Here is a 15,318-nt window from a genome sequence, read left to right as displayed (position 1 = left end):
TACAATTGAAATGTTGTGTATAATCAACCCAATGTCAACAAGGTAAGAAGGGGTCAAGGGGGCTGGCCCCCTTGCAGGGGGTTCTGAAGGGGGGCGGAGCCGCCCCTTTTTTTCCTTATTATTAGGGGGGTGAACTATTACCTATAGGGTTTTATATTATGAATTAATTTGACAATGTCACATTTAAGTAAACATCAGGGATTGTCTGAACCAGGATTACACAGATTAAAGGATTTACAGGAAAAAGAAATAATGCCTTCTTTAATATAAATCCTGATAATCTCTTAATCCGTTAAATCGTGGTTCAGACATCTTTATAATTGCAGAATTTGTAATGTGACATTGTCAAGTTAATCATGAAGAACTACAGGTAAGAATAGGACATAGACGTGATGTTTATCGATAACACTTGTTTATGACAGGAGATAAGGGGGGAGGCAAGGTGCCCCCTGCCCCCCATCCAAGTTGCTAGTAGATGCTCCAGTCGGCTGGAACGCCTTGGTCTACGTATCCGCCCGAGTAGCTCGACCCTGAGCTGTCCATTGTCCACATGTAGACGTCACCGTTTGAGCCGTCCTGCCAGAGCATGTCGTTGACGCCATCGCCGTTGTAGTCGCCGGTGGATTTCATGTCCCAGGAGTCGGTGCCGGAGGCACGCTCTGTCATCGGCATCATCGGACCGGTTGTGCCGGACTTGGGTCTCACAAAGTCTGCGCCCTTTATGCTTATGCCATCCATCAGCCAGATGACATCCCTGCCAGTGGCGGTGTTGCGCAGGTGTATGTCGCTATTGCCGTCGCCATTGTAGTCGGCGGCGGCCTTGATCTGCCACTCCGGTTGCAGTCTCCTGACAATGAATCCGCTGCCGGTCTGCATCTTGGTGCCGTCCATCAGCCAGCAAAAGACATCGCCGACGTCCCTGCTCTGCCATAGTATGTCAGCCTTGCCATCGCCGTTGAAGTCCCCTACGCCCCGGATATACCAGTCTTGTGGCATACTTCTGACCACATACCCACCGGAGGCTATTGAGGCACCATCCATCAGCCATATGTAGACCGCCCCTGAGCCGGAGTCCTGCCACAGGACGTCGCTCTTGCCATCGCCGTCAAAGTCCTCCGACAGCTTGATATCCCAATCGGCGGGGATACCCCTGGCCACAAATGCCCCGGATTTTTGCGCTACGCTATTCATTATCCAGACGTAGACGTCACCCGTGTCGATGTTTTGCCAGAGCATATCGCTTTTGCCGTCGCCGTCAAAGTCCTCTGACGCCTTGATACGCCAGTTGCCGGGGATGCCGCGCCCCGCAAAATCGGTAGCCTTCTTCGATGTACCATTCATCAGCCAGATGGCCACGTCCCCTGTTGCGGCATTCTTCCACAGGATATCGCTCTTGCCATCGCCGTCAAAGTCCTTCTTCACACGTTTGCGTCCGGTCTTAAACTCGGCAGAGACACCCTTTGCCTCGGTTATGTTCAACGTACACCGGTTGCCGGTGGCCACATCACACCCGGTCCATTGTACAAACCTTGATGCGTTATCCGATTCTGCAGTGAGAACTACCGGGGTGTTGGCCGGATACGTCGCCGTAGCAACCTTGCCGTTCCAGGTGAGCACGCCCGTCGATGGAGTTACCGTACCATCGCCTGTACCCGTCTTTGTGACGGTCAGGAGAAATCCGCCGCTTGTTTTTTGCTCAAACGTCACGGCGACTGTCTTTGCCACCGTCATATTGACCGTACACACGTTTGCTGCAACGGAATCACACCCTGACCAGGAGACAAAGTTCGATGTCATATCCCCCTCTGCCGTCAGCGATACCGACGTGTTGAGGTCATATTCGGCGCTACCGGTGTTGCCGTTCCAGGTGATCGTGCCAACTGAGGCCGCCACAGAACCGTTACCGGTGCCCTGTTTCATGATAGTCAGGGGCTTCTTTGTCGCCGACTGTCCGTCCTCGATCACCGTGAACGTTTGCCCGGCTATGGTCATTGTACCGGTGCGGTAGGTTGAACCCGTGTTGGCCGCCACCGTGTATGAAACAGTACCGCTGCCGGAGTTGGTGCTAACTGAGGATATCGTTATCCAACCTGTGTTACTTGTGGCAGTCCAGGTGCAGGCGGCATTGGCCGATACATTAACGGTGTCGCTGCCGCCACCGGGAGGGAAGTTCTTGTTCGTTGGGGAGATTGATGTACTGTTGCAGTTTGGTGTGGGAGTCGGTGTGGGAGTTTGAGTTAGAAAGGTATCGCCCCTTTCCGCAAAGGCGTTGTCTGTTACACTGCCAAGGCACAACACCCCAATCGCTGCGATCACAGCCAAGGTAAACAACCACCTTGCGCTGAACGCTCTGTTAAACCGGAGTCCATTGCTCTCTGTCTGAATGTCACTTCTCCCAAACATAAATTCCTCCATGTTACTATTGTCGTTATTCAAACCAGTAAAACTGGCTATTGACACGGATAGACATCTGAACCACCTGGACACCTAAAAGCGGCTGAAACTATTCCTGAAACACGTCCTTGACATCCACTTCAAGCCCCTCAATGACCTTAGACCTCACCACACCCTCACCCTCTGCCACAGAATACAGCTTGTAGGTATCACCTTCAATCGTAAATACCTCAATGGTCTCAAGCTCAGGGATGACAATCCAATACTCAGGCACCCTGAAGGCTTCGTAAATCTCTTTCTTGGTCACGGTGTCCTTGGCATGAGAGCCTTTAGAGACAATCTCACAAACCATGTCGGGCACGCCCCTGATCCAGTCCTGCATGATGGCCATGTTGTCTTTACCTATAAACAATAAGTCAGGCTGTAGCCTCTGCTCTCCTTCCTTGAGTATGACGTCCAGGGGTGAATAATACACCTTGCCAATCTTGTATTTCTTTATGTGCTGGCTTATTATGTCATTTAAATTCCAGCTAATATTCTGATGTCTCCTAAACGGACTAGGTCCCATAACCTCCACTCCATTGATTATCTCGGTCAAATCAAAATCCCTGTCTAATGTCTGCGTTTTCATCAGATTATTGTATCATTAAACACATGTGCTTGTCTACTTGCTATAAAATCAAGCCTACACAAAATAAGGGGTCAAGGGGGCTGGCCCCCTTGCGGGGGGTTCTGAAGGGGGGCGGAGCCGCCCCTTTCTTTTTTTTTTTACTCCTTGCAACTGATAATAAAGGCAGCGATGTCCCCGATGGTCTCAATGGAATCAGGGAAGAGGGTGTGATACCTCCCAACCGAGCTGACAGCATGGCCATCGCTTGCCGTGAGCTGAAAGCATTGCTTGTGGTCGGCGAGTTTTTTGGCCTTCTGATGAGCGCCCGGGGATGTGTTGCTGCTGGCAATCTCAACGCCGTCAATGTCCAACGTGTAACAGAACTGCCCATAGTCCAGGCTGAACCTGAAGGGATGTGCCACCACCACCGCCGCCCTGTCCCGGCGGGCAAGGGCTATAAGCCCCTCAACAGGCATGTCAAACCGCACCCTGACGGAATCCCTAAGCCCAAAGACAAGGAAATGCCCCTCCCTGCACGAAACCTCTATGCCGTTAAATATTCGTATCTGCCCCCGATACCTGTCAACGAGCGCCTCCAGATCACCCCTGTCCCAGAACTGGTCGTGTTCGGTCAGCACAACGCCATCCAGTCCGGCGGCAACGGCAGCGTCAATGGCCTCCTCCGCACTCATGGTGCTACATGCCGAGGCAGGATAGGTGTGCAGATGACAGTCAAACCTGAGCATTTTTACGCCTCCACCCCCTTCTACTGGCCAATTGCCCTGCCGGTTAAACGGGTGTCAAACAACGCAGGCTGCCTGTACTGCATGTACTGGTCACACCTGCGAGCGTGCTTGCACTTGTCGCAAACAGCAACATACTTAAAGCAGCCGTATTTGGTGCAAAATAACTTGTCCGTGTTAGCGCCCATGAGACTCCCCTGCCGATGCACCCTTGCCAAAATCCTTCCAGGCAAAAAAAACAATCCCCCCAAGCGCTATAAGCAACTGCAACGACACAAGGGTTGTACGTAATGAATGTATCCCCCCCTTGGCAATCTCTGACAATATCGGTAGTCCCGCCACGTGAAGCAAAACCCCCACCGGAAACATCAGAAAAAAAATAGCCAGGCCGCCAATGAATCCAACCAAAAGCCCCTTGCCAATGACCTTGAACAACCTCTTAATCGTATCACTTGTCATATGCTCACCGCCCTTCCATGAAGGTAAACAGGAAGATGTTAAACGGGGCAAACTCCTTGCACATAACGACGAAGGGCTGCCTGGCTTCCGCCCCCTTGCTCCTGATATAGACAATGTGCTGTTGCCCGGTGCCGTTAGTGATAGCGTTGATCCAGGCCATCAGGTCCTGTGAGTTGTGCATGGGGGTATTAGTGCCTTGTGCGTTGGGAAATGCGCCGGCGTTGTATGCGGCAAATTCCTCAAAGGAGTCATAGCCAAAGAAATTAAGGAAAAAACGGTCAATGACCAGGGCATTTTCCTTTGTCACCAGGAATGCAAAACGAGGATTTATATCAATAAAGGTCTGTATAATCTTGTTCTTCATCTCAAGCTCATACCTCTGGGTAAGAAAACATACGATCTTTTGGACGGCGGAGATGATATCTTCCTTGACGATAGGTTTTTTTGATATAGCTGTCCACGTGCAGCTCAATGGCCTTCATGAGATACGGGATTTCGTTGAAGGCAGTGGTGATTATAACCGGCGTTGACGTAGAGATTTCCTTTATGGCACTGAGCATCTCAAGGCCATCCATGACAGGCATCTGGATATCGGTTATGACGATGTCGGGTCTGTGACTCTTAAACTGCTCAAGCCCCTCCTGACCGTCCCTGCCGACGTAGACCGTCTTAAACCTCCGCTGAAGAAACCTCACAAGGCCTTCCCTTACGTTGTCCTCATCCTCGACATACAAGAGGCTGTATTGCTTTGATAGTTCTTCTTTAAACTCCATCTTTTTTATCCCTACAGTCAGTACTAAAATAACTTACTCTTATCCATTATAAAATAAAATGCTGATTTAATGAAAACAATCTTGCAAAAAAATTTTGTTCATGATATAGTAAATAATGGAGCGGGTGTTTGCAGATAACAAGAAGGCGCTGTATGATTACTTTGTAGAGGAGTCCTATGAGGCCGGTATGTGTCTTAAGGGCACCGAGGTCAAGGCAATACGGCAGAAGAGGGTGCATCTCAAAGACAGCTATGTGGTGATCAAGGAAAACGAACCTTTCCTGATCAACTGCCACGTGAGCCCTTACAGCCACGGCAATATCAGCAACCACGAACCGCTCAGGATGAGAAAGCTGCTTTTACACACGAAGGAGCTTAAAAAGCTGGCCGGTAAGATAGCCCAGAAGGGATATACACTTATCCCGTTACGGATATATATCAAGGGTCAGTACATAAAGATAGCAATAGGTCTGTGCAAAGGCAAGAGGCAGTATGAAAAACGCGAGGTCATAAAAGAGCGCGAGGCCAAACGTGAAATAGAACGCTCGATGAAAAATTAATATGGGGGCGTACGGTTTCGACGGGGGTTATGAGGCTCAGGTTGCATGTCATGGATTCCGTCACCATGTAAAACGGCGGAGACTTTTACAAAAGCCAACAACGAACTAGCACTTGCCGCTTAAATAAAGCGGCACGCTGCTCCTGAAAGTGCCTGTAGTCAGGAGTGAGCGTCATAAAGCAGGCTGGTATGGGGTGAGGCCTCTGCACCTCGTACGAGAAAAAAGGGGATGGGGTACCGGAAGACTTGCCTGTACAGGCTAATGGTCCCGAAATAGAAAAAAGAACAGGCTAAACATGTAGACGCTTGAGAGTAGTGCTTTCGGACGCGGGTTCGACTCCCGCCGCCTCCACCAAACAATTGCTAACGTCAACAGCTGCTATACGGTTGGCTGTGTGAGCGGACTTCGTATGATAGGCGAAACGGTCAGTGACAAGGCCGTTAAGGATACTGTCCCATAGAGGAACTCTTTGATGCTATCTCCTGAATCAGCAGAGCCAGGAACTTTCTCTATTGCTCTTTATATGCCTTATTGTGATGACAGATTGAATGAAAAACTACCTTTCTTTCTTCTTCAATTATTTCAAATATCAACACATAGCTGCCTATTTGAACTCTCCTCTTATTTTTGAGAATATTTCGAAGCGGTTTGTAGTGATGAGGATTCTCCAGCACTTCCCCAATCTTTTCTAATAATCTTTCCCGCAGCTCAAAGTTGTTCTTAACTGCCTTAATGTCTTTTTTAAAGCCATCCAGATAAAATCTACTATATTTACTCACCCCAAGCCTCTTGGAAAAAAGCATCACTCTCTTCCTTGGTTCTGCATAACGTCCCTTTGCCCTCGTGGTATTGTCTGTCCCGTGTTTCCATTTCTCTTATAAAATCTTCTCTAAACATCTCCTCTGGTGGCATTTCTTTTTCCACATCAATATCCACTGTGTAAATTACATCAGCCTCTATGTCTAGCTTCTTTGCCCATTCAGTGGGTATGTCACAGCCTTTGACGTGTTCTATTATCATTGTTTAACCTCCTGTAAGTATCTTAGTCTATTATAGCAGAAATTCGATCGAATTAAATACAAAATACGCGTTTTTTACCAGGGCAATTGTATTAGAGAATTTTATGATATCTATGGTTTCGCAGTTTCTATATTCCTGTTTGCACAGGAATGACATGAACGGGCCAAAGACGCCATTTACTGTCATTTCAGCGAAAGCGGGAATCCATTTTTCAAACCGCATACAATGCCTGCTTAGGAAAAAGTGCGAAAGTATAGTCATAGGACATGCACCAAAGACCTACGGAGGGGCAAACATCTGCCTCTCCGGTAAAATCTAACGGGCACTGGTGGAAGATATTGGTGAAAGTTGCATCGGCAATGGTAATTATCACTGTGATATTTGTTATAATAAGATCAGCAGGTAAAGAAAGCGAGGTAAACATTATGAACAATACACAGAGTTCACAGAGGCCAACAATCGAGGAGGTAAAGACCAGACACGAAATGAGTTTCTTTAATATAAGCGGTGTCGAAGGGGTGGGCATTGGTGAGGAATCGGGCAGGGCTGTTATAAAGATATATGTTTCAAAGCAACCAAAGTTACTACAAGATAAGATACCTGCTCAAATAGAAGGTTACCCCATAGTCTTGGAGTTTAGTGGTGGATTTCACGCATTTTAGAGTTTTAAATCCCAGGACATTTAATTAAGATGCCCTGGTGAAGTTTCTTTTTTTATATTGCACACAATCGAAACGCACTGTAACAGAGTAGATTTACCGTGTCAATGGAAGCCCCTGCCCACCGTTGTCTGCCATTTATGTTATTATAACTATACGGATATTTTATCATACTCTTGTCTGAGCTTACTTAGTGATGATTGGATAAACATTTATAAAAATGAAGGATACGCAATTGAAGAAAAGCATTTACTCAATCGGACTAGGCCCGGGCGACCCTGAGCTTATCACGGTCAAGGCGCAGAACATCCTGATGCGCTCGGACGTCGTCTTTGTGCCGCAATCGGACGAACTTGGCAGGAGCATCGCCAGAGACATCGTCCTGAACTACGTCGCCGCAGAAAAGATACGGACGTACTACTTCCCAATGAACAACCAACGGCAGGAACTCCTCCAACGCTACAAGGCCCTTGCCCAAACCCTGCTTGAGGTGCTGCAAACGGACGCCACCGTGACATACGTGACAATGGGCGACCCAACCATATTCAGCACCTCGATCTACATCACGAGGGAACTCCAACTGCTGGGCGTTGAGGTCAAACACGTCCCCGGCATAAGCTCGATCAATGCGGCCACCGCCTTGACGGGCATCCCGTTGTGCCAAAAGGGCGAGGACTTTGGCGTCTACGAACTACCCAAGACCGTTGACGAGGTCACGGCGCTCATCCACAGACACCACAGCACCGTCTTTATGAAGGTAGGAAAACGCCTCAACATCCTCGTGGAGGCCGTCAGAGGGGTTACCCCGCAATCGGCCATCCTGGTGCAACGCATTGGGCTGGCCGATGAGACCATCTACGACCTGACATCCGTGACCCCACCCGCTGAGGCCGGATACCTCTCTATTGCGATCATAAAATCGAGGGCATGAGCAGAAACGGCTTCACCACAGGCACAGCCGCAGCAGCAGCAGCCAAGGCATCGGCCATAAGGCTCTTGACGGGCACGACTCCGGAGTCGGTCAGCGTCACCCTGCCACAGGGAGACGTCCTGCACATCAATGTATCCGACACCACGGGGTCATACGTGGCCGTCGTAAAGGATGCTGGCTCAGACCCCGATGTTACCGATGGCATTGAGGTGTTGGCCCGTGTCAGGCGTAACGACACAGACCGGGGCGTGTGTGTTAAGGGTGGCTATGGCGTTGGCAGGGTGACAAGACCGGGATTGCAGGTAGGCGTTGGGCAGGCGGCGATCAATCCGGCGCCAGGACAGATGATTATCAATGCCGTAAGGGAGGTCATTGTTGATGGCGGGGTCGAGGTCGAGGTCGCAGTCCCGCGCGGGATTGACTGCGCACGGCGCACGTTTAATCCAAGACTGGGCATCGTTGATGGCATTTCGATCCTCGGCACCACGGGCATCGTCAGGCCCATGAGTACGGAGGCGCTCAAGGCCACCATCAAGTGTGAAACAGACGTCTCCTTTGAACAGGACAACTGCACGGTGTATATGGCCCCAGGGGGTATTGGCGAAACTGCCCTAAAGGCCATGTTTGAGGGCATAGGGGTCGTGCAGTTTAGCAACTACTTAGGCTATGCCCTGTCCTACGCCAGGCAAAAGGGACTGAGGCACGTCGTAATCGGTGGTCATCCCGGAAAGCTGGCAAAGGTGCTGATGGGATACCTCGATACTCACTCAAGCAGGTCACCAACAGCCGTAGACTTTATAAAGGGCTTCTTTGGGCTGAAGGACAACTTTAATACGGTTGAAGAGGTCATACAGGTGCTCAGAACAGGTGATGTTACCACGCAAGGCGGGTTTTCACTCCTTGCAGCGGCAATAGCGGCCAGACTGAAGGCTGAATTTGGCTTTGACAGTGTTGAAGTCTGTCTGTTTGATATGGGCAGGCGTTTGATAGGGCATAGCAGATAGCCTGCGAAAATACCTTTTTTTGTATCCTCTAAAAAAAGCATGGTAAAATTAAGAAACACAAGTGCATAATAAAGGGGTCAAGGGGACTGGTCCCCTTGCAGGGGAGGTCTGAGGAGGGGGCGGAGCCGCCCTCCTTCTTTCTTGCCTTAAAGTATCGTTACCATGAAATATAGAGAAGATACCTTTTTTTCTTTCTTTGCTTTATTGCTGCTGAAGTATTATAGCACGTTTCGATTTTGTGCGATACAAGAAAGAAAGGGGCGGCTCCGCTTCTTTGTCGCTCCAGGGGGTGAGGCACGATTTTGCCGCAGCGGGTCGCACCCGCCCCTGCCATAAAAGTCGCACCTGGCCCCTTCAGAACCCCCCGCAAGGGGAGGGGTGAGCCACCCCGGGCACGAAGAAGTCCCCTTGACCCCGTAAAAATGCCGTGTGTTTTTTATTTAATCCAATCGAAATCTGCTATACTATCCGACTGTGGATCATTTTGACCTATAGGCCATTCTGACCTATGGCGCAGGCAGTGAATGGGCGGTCATTTTGGCCTTGTTGGGGGGTGGCAGGGCTATTAAGAAGCGTGAGATATTGGGGGTTTTGTTCGTGGCATATAAATTGCAATTATCGTGTTAAAACTAAAACAAACGAAAAAAAAGGAGGAATGACAAGATGCTATGCACACAGTACAGAAAAAATCCCTACAGAGAGATAGGGGCGCTACAGAATGAGCTACAGGATCAGGTGAGATCAATCCAAAGGGCCTTGGGAGGGTTGTTTCCTGGCTACACCTTGCCGTCGTCCTCTGAGTTTCCGGCGGTGAACCTGTGGTTGAATGGGGACCATGCCGTTGCGACCACCGAGCTTGCGGGCGTAAGTGCCGAGGGCATTGACATATCGGTCGTTGGCAAGACGCTGACCCTCAAGGTAACTCGTAAACCTCAGGAGTTGAACGAAGGTGAGCGCTACCACCGCAGGGAGCGTTGGCATGGACAGTACACCAGGACAATCGAGTTGCCCTTTGCCATTGACGGCGAAAAGGTTGAGGCCAGGTTTGCCAAGGGCGTGCTCTATATTACGCTGCCGAGGGTGGCAAGCGATAAACCAAGAAAGATTACCGTTAAATCATCATAAAGGAGGATACTGATATGGCAGAGGATGTAAAGGAATACCAAAAGAAAGAGGCAGAGACCGACCAAGGTGTTGAGCGTACACGGGCCAGAAAGGTCTACAACCCCCTGGTTGATATCATCGAGCGCAACAACGACATCCTTGTGATAGCCGATGTCCCGGGAGTGGATGAGACGTCGGTGGATATCACGCTTGAAAAGAACGTGCTAACGATAACCGGATACGTCGAGTCGGAACCAGGTACGACTTGGAGCGAAAAAGAAATAGAAAACAAGGTCAGGCTGGCGTATGCCGAGTACGGCATAGGTGATTATCAGCGCAGCTTTACCCTATCCGATGAGGTTGACAGAAACGGCATAGAGGCTACTGTCAAGGATGGTGTCCTGCGGGTAGTGTTACCCAAGGCTGAGACCGTAAAGACCCGGAAGATTGAGGTCAAGGTGGCAGCTTAGAGTCAATGTAAGACAAGGAGGTATGCTATGGACTTTAAGGGATTGGTACCGTGGGGTTTTGGAAGGAAGTCACAGGAGGCTGAACTGTCGATACAGAGGGACATAAATGGCCTCTTGAGGGACTTCTGGAGTGACTTTGAAGTTGGTGGTCTGTTTGGGCGACAGTGGGGTGGCTTTGAGCCTCGCATCAACGTAACGGAGGATGACAAAGAGGTAAAGGTTTCTGCCGAACTGCCCGGCCTGGATGAAAAGGATATCGACGTCTCCCTTACGAAGGATTCGTTGACCATCAAGGGCGAAAAGAAGCAGGAAAGGGAGGAAAAGGCCACGGGCTATTACCATGTGGAGCGCTCATACGGGGCATTCTCCCGCACTGTGCCGCTCCCCTGTGAAACAGACCAGGACAAGGTCGAGGCTGAGTTTAAGAAAGGCGTGCTCGTGGTGACACTGCCAAAGACGCCAGAGGCATGCAAGGAAAAGAGAAAGGTCACCGTCAAAACCTGAATCCACACATGCTGAACTATCTCACCTTACGCACAGGGTACAAAAAGGGAGGGCTTTGCCCTCCCTCAGACCCACCCACAAGGGGACCAGTCCCCTTGACCCCATTTATCTTCATCCATAGGGCATATTTATCGCAGTTATTTAAACTTCTAACACTTTTTTTTAAAGAGGATACGGGTGAACCATTACGGCACGAACAACCCTCCTTGTTGTTCTTCAGGGGGAATCCAAGACTTCTCTGACTTTTTTCAGAAGGTCTTTGGGGGAGACGGGCTTTGATATGAAGTGGTGGGTCTTGTCTATAATACCTTTTTGTAATATGACGTCGTAGGTGTAGCCGCTGAGAAATATGGCCTTTATATCGGGTCTTAGCGCACTTATTTCCTCGTATGCACTCATGCCGTTTTTCCGTGGCATGATGACATCAAGGATGAGCAGGTCGATATTGCCCTTGGCTGTCGTGAACTTCTCTACCGCATCGGCGCCATCTATGGCCTCAATCACGTTGTAGCTGACGTCCTGGAGGATTTCCCTTAAGATTCGCCTGAACTCTGCATCGTCCTCGGCAACGAGTATCGTCTCCATGGTCTTTCCTGCACCCTGAGACTCCCGGCCCCTTGCCGGGAACTGCTCAACAGCCCTCTGATGATTTGCAAGACAGGCCTCAACCAGCGGAAAATACACCTTGAACGTAACCCCCATAGAGGGATAAGAATATACGGTTATGTACCCCCCGTGCTGCTTCACTATGCCATAGACGATGGAAAGCCCCAGTCCCGTCCCTTTGCCGGGTGGCTTGGTTGTAAAAAACGGCTCAAACAGCTTGTCCCTGACCTCATCGCTCATCCCCGATCCGGTGTCAGAGACGGTCATCAGCGCATACCTGCCTACACTGCCATAGCCATGTGCGTTAAAGAATGCCTTGTCCAGCTCTGTTATCTCAGTGCTTATGGTAAACATGCCGCCGTGTGGCATGACATCCCTGGCGTTTGTGGTAAAGTTCATAAGAACCTGCGTCAACTGATTGGTATCGGCCATGATGACAAGCTCCTCATCAAAGAGCCGCGTTACAAACTCCACGTCCTCACCTATTAGCCTGGAGAGCATCTTTTGAGACGCCCTGATCACCTCGTTGATATCCACGGGTTCGGTCTGCAAGTGCTCCTTGCGGCTGAAGGTCAGCAGGCTCTTGATCAACTTAACGGCACGCTCTGCCGAGGTCAGTATCTGGTCGACATACGCCCGTATGGGGTCGCTATCCTTGATCTTCAACTGCAGCACATACCCGTAACCGATAATGGCAGAGAGTATGTTATTGAAGTCATGGGCAACACCACCAGCCAGTTGCCCTATGGCCTCCATCTTTTGTGATTGGCGGAGTTGTTCTTCCAGTTTTTTGCGCTCAGTGATGTCCTCTTTTACGGCAAGAAAGTGGGTTATGTCCCCCTCGTGGTCCTTTATGGAAGTGATGGTGGCCTGTTCATAGAAGACGTCGCCATTTTTACGCTTGTTCTGTAAGACCCCATGCCACTGTCCACCGGCCTCTATGGTGGCCCAGACGGGGCCACGCTCGTACATGGGGGTGCCCAGGAAAAGGTCTGCCTCCCGGCCTATAACCTCCGCTGATGTATAGCCTGTGATTTCGGTAAACTTCGAGTTCACGTACTCTATGACCCCATGCGTATCCGTGATAATGACGGTAATGGGGCTTTGCTGTACGGCCTGAGACAACTTGCGTATGATCTCGTTGGCCTCCCTGTTGCGTTGTTCCTTGTCCATGAACTCCAGGGCAAAGGAGATGTCTTCAGCCAGTTGAGAGAGCAGTTGAACCTCCTTATCCTTGAAAAATTGGCTTTCGCTGGAGTACAGCATGATGGCCCCTGTTATACTGCCATCAAGCTTAAGTGGAAATGCCGCCATGGAATTGTACCCACGCTCAATGGCCTCATATTTCTGTACGCGAACACACTCGTTGTTCTGTATATCGTTGCAGATGAAGTTCATACCTGCCAGGATGTCCTGCCAGAGGATGTTGCATCCGCGCATAATGTTTTTGTTTGTCATCTTGACCCGTTCCATATCACTGCCGGAGGTGCCAAAACATGCAACTGGCGTGATATTGCTAAATTGTTGGTCAAACAGCCCAATCCACACCAACTTGAAGGCGCCATGGTCAACGGCAATCTTACATGTCTGGTGAAACAACGCATCCCTGTCCCTGATACGTACTATGGCCTCGTTTATGCTGCTCAGTACGTGGTAGACACGATTCAGACGTGATATCTGCTCCTCGGCCATGCGTATGTCCGTTATGTCAACACCGAGCTTAAGCACCAGCGGGGAGCCATCGACATCAATGAAGGGATAGTTGTACATATTGTACACCCTGGCCGTGCCGGGTCTGGTCCACTGCCACTGTTCAGGGACATTGGTCTTTAGTACCCACATGGGGATGCACTCCTGACATATTTCCTCCTGCTGTCGGATCACCTGATAACATGCCCCTGTCTGTGGGTCTCCGAAGTGTTCCTTAAAATACCTGTTGGCAAAGTGTATCCTGTAGTCATGCCCGTGCAGTGAGACAATGACCGGCAGGAGGTCAAGTACGCCAAAGAGTCTTTTGCGTTCCGCATCGAGTGCCTCCTGTGCCTGTTTGCGCTCCTGTATCTCTTTTTTGAGGGCAACGTTTGCAAACAACAGGTCTGCCGTGCGCTCCTTGACCTTTATTTCGAGTTCTTCGTGTGCCTTTCTGAGGGACTCCTCCATTTTCTTGCGCTCGGTGATATCCTGTGCCACGGCCGTACCGGCGTAGATTTCACCTGACTCGTTTCTCACGGGGATTGTGCGCACCTGATACACGCGCTGTCCGATGTTCAGTTCAGAGAGCGATGGCCTGCCTGTCAGGGCAGCACGAAAGTTCGGCATCAGCCTGGTGGCTATATCGGTGGGGAAGACGTCCCAGATGCTTTTACCCTCCATGGTTTCTTTTGAATGTCCCATGTCCTTTAATCCCAGGCCATCGACAACGCTTAGGGTCATCTGTCTGTCAAAGAGCAGGACGGCGCCGTTTGGGAAGTTGCTCACCATTGTGCGATAGAGTTCTTCGGACCTGCGCGTGGCCATTTCGGCATACTTGTGTTGAGTGACATCGCGCATCACGGTAAGCGTACAGGGCCTGTCGTTGTACTGAAAGGCTGCGGATGTGGCTTCAACGTACAGGGTGGTACCGTCGAGTTTGATCAGGCGCAGTTGTACCGGCAGAGTCTGCTTCCTGTCTTGGTTGATCTCCTGCAACTGCAGGCGGAGCGCTTCCTTGTATTGCGGATAGACGAAATCCATGAGGGATTGCCCAATAAACACGTTAACGTGCGCAGCCCCAAACAGTTGTATGCCGGCGGGATTGACAAACTCTATAAGCCCATTGCACTGGACAATAATGGCGTCGGGGGATATCTCCACCAATTGGCGGTAGCGCCGTTCGCTCTCTGAAAGCGCCTCTCTTGCCATCTTGTGCCTAGTGATATCCTGCACCTGGGTTATAAAGTAAGAGGGCTGGTTCTGTGCATCCTTGACTACGGCGATGTTTAACTCAACCCAGATGGCATGACCATCCTTGTGGACGTATCTCTTTTCAAAGTTGATGGTATGTACGCTTTCGTCAAAGGCGCGCTTTGCATACTCCAGTGAAACCTTTATATCGTCGGGATGGGTGATGCTCTGGAAGTCCATAGCAAGCATCTCCTGCGACGTATAGCCAAGCATCCGGCACAGGCTTCGGTTGACCTTCTGCCATCGGCCATCAAGCCCCACTATGGCCATACCACTGGCGGCCAGCTCAAATAGCTCATCTGCTGTTGCTTCCATATGCTTGTATTGTACCATGTTTACGGTAAACTTTGGAATAGATTACAGGAATCCAGCACGGTAAATTTGTTCTCCTTCACTGATGTTAAAAAAAGAAAGAAGGAGGGCGGTTTACGGCAGGGGTGCCTCACCCCATAGGTGTTAAGTTAAGCATGATACCTCCAGTACCTCCAAGTCTTTTAGTGTTAATTTCTTAGGTTTAGGCGTATTTGACGGTTCATCAA

Annotated in this window: 17 protein-coding genes and 1 other RNA gene; 8 read left to right on the top strand and 10 right to left on the bottom strand. The window is 50.1% G+C overall.

Going from position 1 to position 15,318, the window contains the following annotated elements; translation table 11 throughout:
- Positions 1 to 468 precede the first annotated feature (468 nt).
- The 7 genes from HWQ67_RS03465 to HWQ67_RS03435 form a co-directional block, all read right to left on the bottom strand.
- On the bottom strand, positions 469 to 2,403 hold the full coding sequence (locus HWQ67_RS03465) for an FG-GAP-like repeat-containing protein (RefSeq protein WP_218251253.1): 1,935 nt from the start codon (positions 2,401 to 2,403) through the stop codon (positions 469 to 471).
- 100 nt (positions 2,404 to 2,503) lie between these two features.
- On the bottom strand, positions 2,504 to 3,025 hold the full coding sequence (locus HWQ67_RS03460) for a Uma2 family endonuclease (RefSeq protein ID WP_218251252.1): 522 nt from the start codon (positions 3,023 to 3,025) through the stop codon (positions 2,504 to 2,506).
- Positions 3,026 to 3,162: 137 nt separating this feature from the next.
- On the bottom strand, positions 3,163 to 3,750 hold the full coding sequence (locus HWQ67_RS03455) for a PHP domain-containing protein (protein WP_218251251.1): 588 nt from the start codon (positions 3,748 to 3,750) through the stop codon (positions 3,163 to 3,165).
- A 20-nt stretch (positions 3,751 to 3,770) separates the two neighbouring features.
- Positions 3,771 to 3,935, bottom strand: a complete 165-nt coding sequence (locus tag HWQ67_RS03450) for a hypothetical protein (RefSeq protein WP_218251250.1) — start codon at positions 3,933 to 3,935, stop codon at positions 3,771 to 3,773.
- Positions 3,925 to 4,206 carry a hypothetical protein gene (locus tag HWQ67_RS03445; RefSeq protein ID WP_218251249.1) on the bottom strand — a complete coding sequence of 94 codons (282 nt, stop codon included), beginning with the start codon at positions 4,204 to 4,206 and terminating at the stop codon, positions 3,925 to 3,927. The genes HWQ67_RS03450 and HWQ67_RS03445 overlap by 11 nt, the downstream gene beginning before the upstream one ends.
- A gap of 4 nt (positions 4,207 to 4,210) precedes the next feature.
- The gene (locus HWQ67_RS03440; RefSeq protein WP_218251248.1) at positions 4,211 to 4,570 is read right to left on the bottom strand and encodes a hypothetical protein; all 360 of its coding nucleotides are present in this window, start codon (positions 4,568 to 4,570) and stop codon (positions 4,211 to 4,213) included.
- Positions 4,571 to 4,577: 7 nt separating this feature from the next.
- Positions 4,578 to 4,979, bottom strand: coding sequence for a response regulator transcription factor (locus tag HWQ67_RS03435; protein ID WP_218251247.1), 402 nt, complete (start codon positions 4,977 to 4,979; stop codon positions 4,578 to 4,580).
- Positions 4,980 to 5,094: 115 nt separating this feature from the next.
- On the opposite strand from HWQ67_RS03435, the gene smpB reads away from it, so the two are divergent.
- On the top strand, positions 5,095 to 5,538 hold the full coding sequence (gene smpB / locus HWQ67_RS03430; RefSeq protein WP_218251246.1) for an SsrA-binding protein SmpB: 444 nt from the start codon (positions 5,095 to 5,097) through the stop codon (positions 5,536 to 5,538).
- A 3-nt stretch (positions 5,539 to 5,541) separates the two neighbouring features.
- Positions 5,542 to 5,892, top strand: a transfer-messenger RNA (tmRNA) gene (gene ssrA, locus HWQ67_RS03425).
- 155 nt (positions 5,893 to 6,047) lie between these two features.
- Here the strand turns inward: ssrA and HWQ67_RS03420 are convergent.
- Positions 6,048 to 6,317 carry a type II toxin-antitoxin system RelE family toxin gene (locus tag HWQ67_RS03420; RefSeq protein ID WP_218251245.1) on the bottom strand — a complete coding sequence of 90 codons (270 nt, stop codon included), beginning with the start codon at positions 6,315 to 6,317 and terminating at the stop codon, positions 6,048 to 6,050.
- Positions 6,310 to 6,558: a hypothetical protein gene (locus HWQ67_RS03415; protein WP_218251244.1), complete on the bottom strand. Its 249-nt coding sequence runs from the start codon at positions 6,556 to 6,558 to the stop codon at positions 6,310 to 6,312. Before HWQ67_RS03415 ends, HWQ67_RS03420 begins: the two co-directional genes overlap by 8 nt.
- 341 nt (positions 6,559 to 6,899) lie before the next feature.
- On the opposite strand from HWQ67_RS03415, the gene HWQ67_RS03410 reads away from it, so the two are divergent.
- From HWQ67_RS03410 to HWQ67_RS03385, 6 genes are all read left to right on the top strand, one after another.
- Entirely contained in the window at positions 6,900 to 7,220 is a 321-nt protein-coding gene (locus HWQ67_RS03410) for a hypothetical protein (RefSeq protein ID WP_218251243.1), read from the top strand.
- 232 nt (positions 7,221 to 7,452) lie between these two features.
- On the top strand, positions 7,453 to 8,148 hold the full coding sequence (gene cobI / locus HWQ67_RS03405) for a precorrin-2 C(20)-methyltransferase (RefSeq protein WP_218251242.1): 696 nt from the start codon (positions 7,453 to 7,455) through the stop codon (positions 8,146 to 8,148).
- Positions 8,145 to 9,152 carry a cobalt-precorrin-5B (C(1))-methyltransferase CbiD gene (gene cbiD, locus HWQ67_RS03400; protein WP_218251241.1) on the top strand — a complete coding sequence of 336 codons (1,008 nt, stop codon included), beginning with the start codon at positions 8,145 to 8,147 and terminating at the stop codon, positions 9,150 to 9,152. The genes cobI and cbiD overlap by 4 nt, the downstream gene beginning before the upstream one ends.
- 663 nt (positions 9,153 to 9,815) lie before the next feature.
- Positions 9,816 to 10,277 carry an Hsp20/alpha crystallin family protein gene (locus HWQ67_RS03395; protein WP_218251240.1) on the top strand — a complete coding sequence of 154 codons (462 nt, stop codon included), beginning with the start codon at positions 9,816 to 9,818 and terminating at the stop codon, positions 10,275 to 10,277.
- A 14-nt stretch (positions 10,278 to 10,291) separates the two neighbouring features.
- The gene (locus HWQ67_RS03390; RefSeq protein ID WP_218251239.1) at positions 10,292 to 10,726 is read left to right on the top strand and encodes an Hsp20/alpha crystallin family protein; all 435 of its coding nucleotides are present in this window, start codon (positions 10,292 to 10,294) and stop codon (positions 10,724 to 10,726) included.
- Positions 10,727 to 10,753: 27 nt separating this feature from the next.
- Entirely contained in the window at positions 10,754 to 11,230 is a 477-nt protein-coding gene (locus tag HWQ67_RS03385) for an Hsp20/alpha crystallin family protein (protein WP_218251238.1), read from the top strand.
- A gap of 216 nt (positions 11,231 to 11,446) precedes the next feature.
- Here HWQ67_RS03385 and HWQ67_RS03380 read toward each other — a convergent pair whose 3' ends face one another.
- The gene (locus tag HWQ67_RS03380) at positions 11,447 to 15,094 is read right to left on the bottom strand and encodes a PAS domain S-box protein (protein WP_218251237.1); all 3,648 of its coding nucleotides are present in this window, start codon (positions 15,092 to 15,094) and stop codon (positions 11,447 to 11,449) included.
- Positions 15,095 to 15,318: the final 224 nt, after the last annotated feature.

Origin of the sequence: Candidatus Magnetobacterium casense, assembly GCF_019173545.1 — a bacterium.
GTDB lineage: Bacteria > Nitrospirota > Thermodesulfovibrionia > Thermodesulfovibrionales > Magnetobacteriaceae > Magnetobacterium > Magnetobacterium cryptolimnobacter.
The sequence above is the reverse complement of the archived record's forward strand: the minus strand, read 5'-3'. Positions and strand labels throughout refer to the sequence as shown.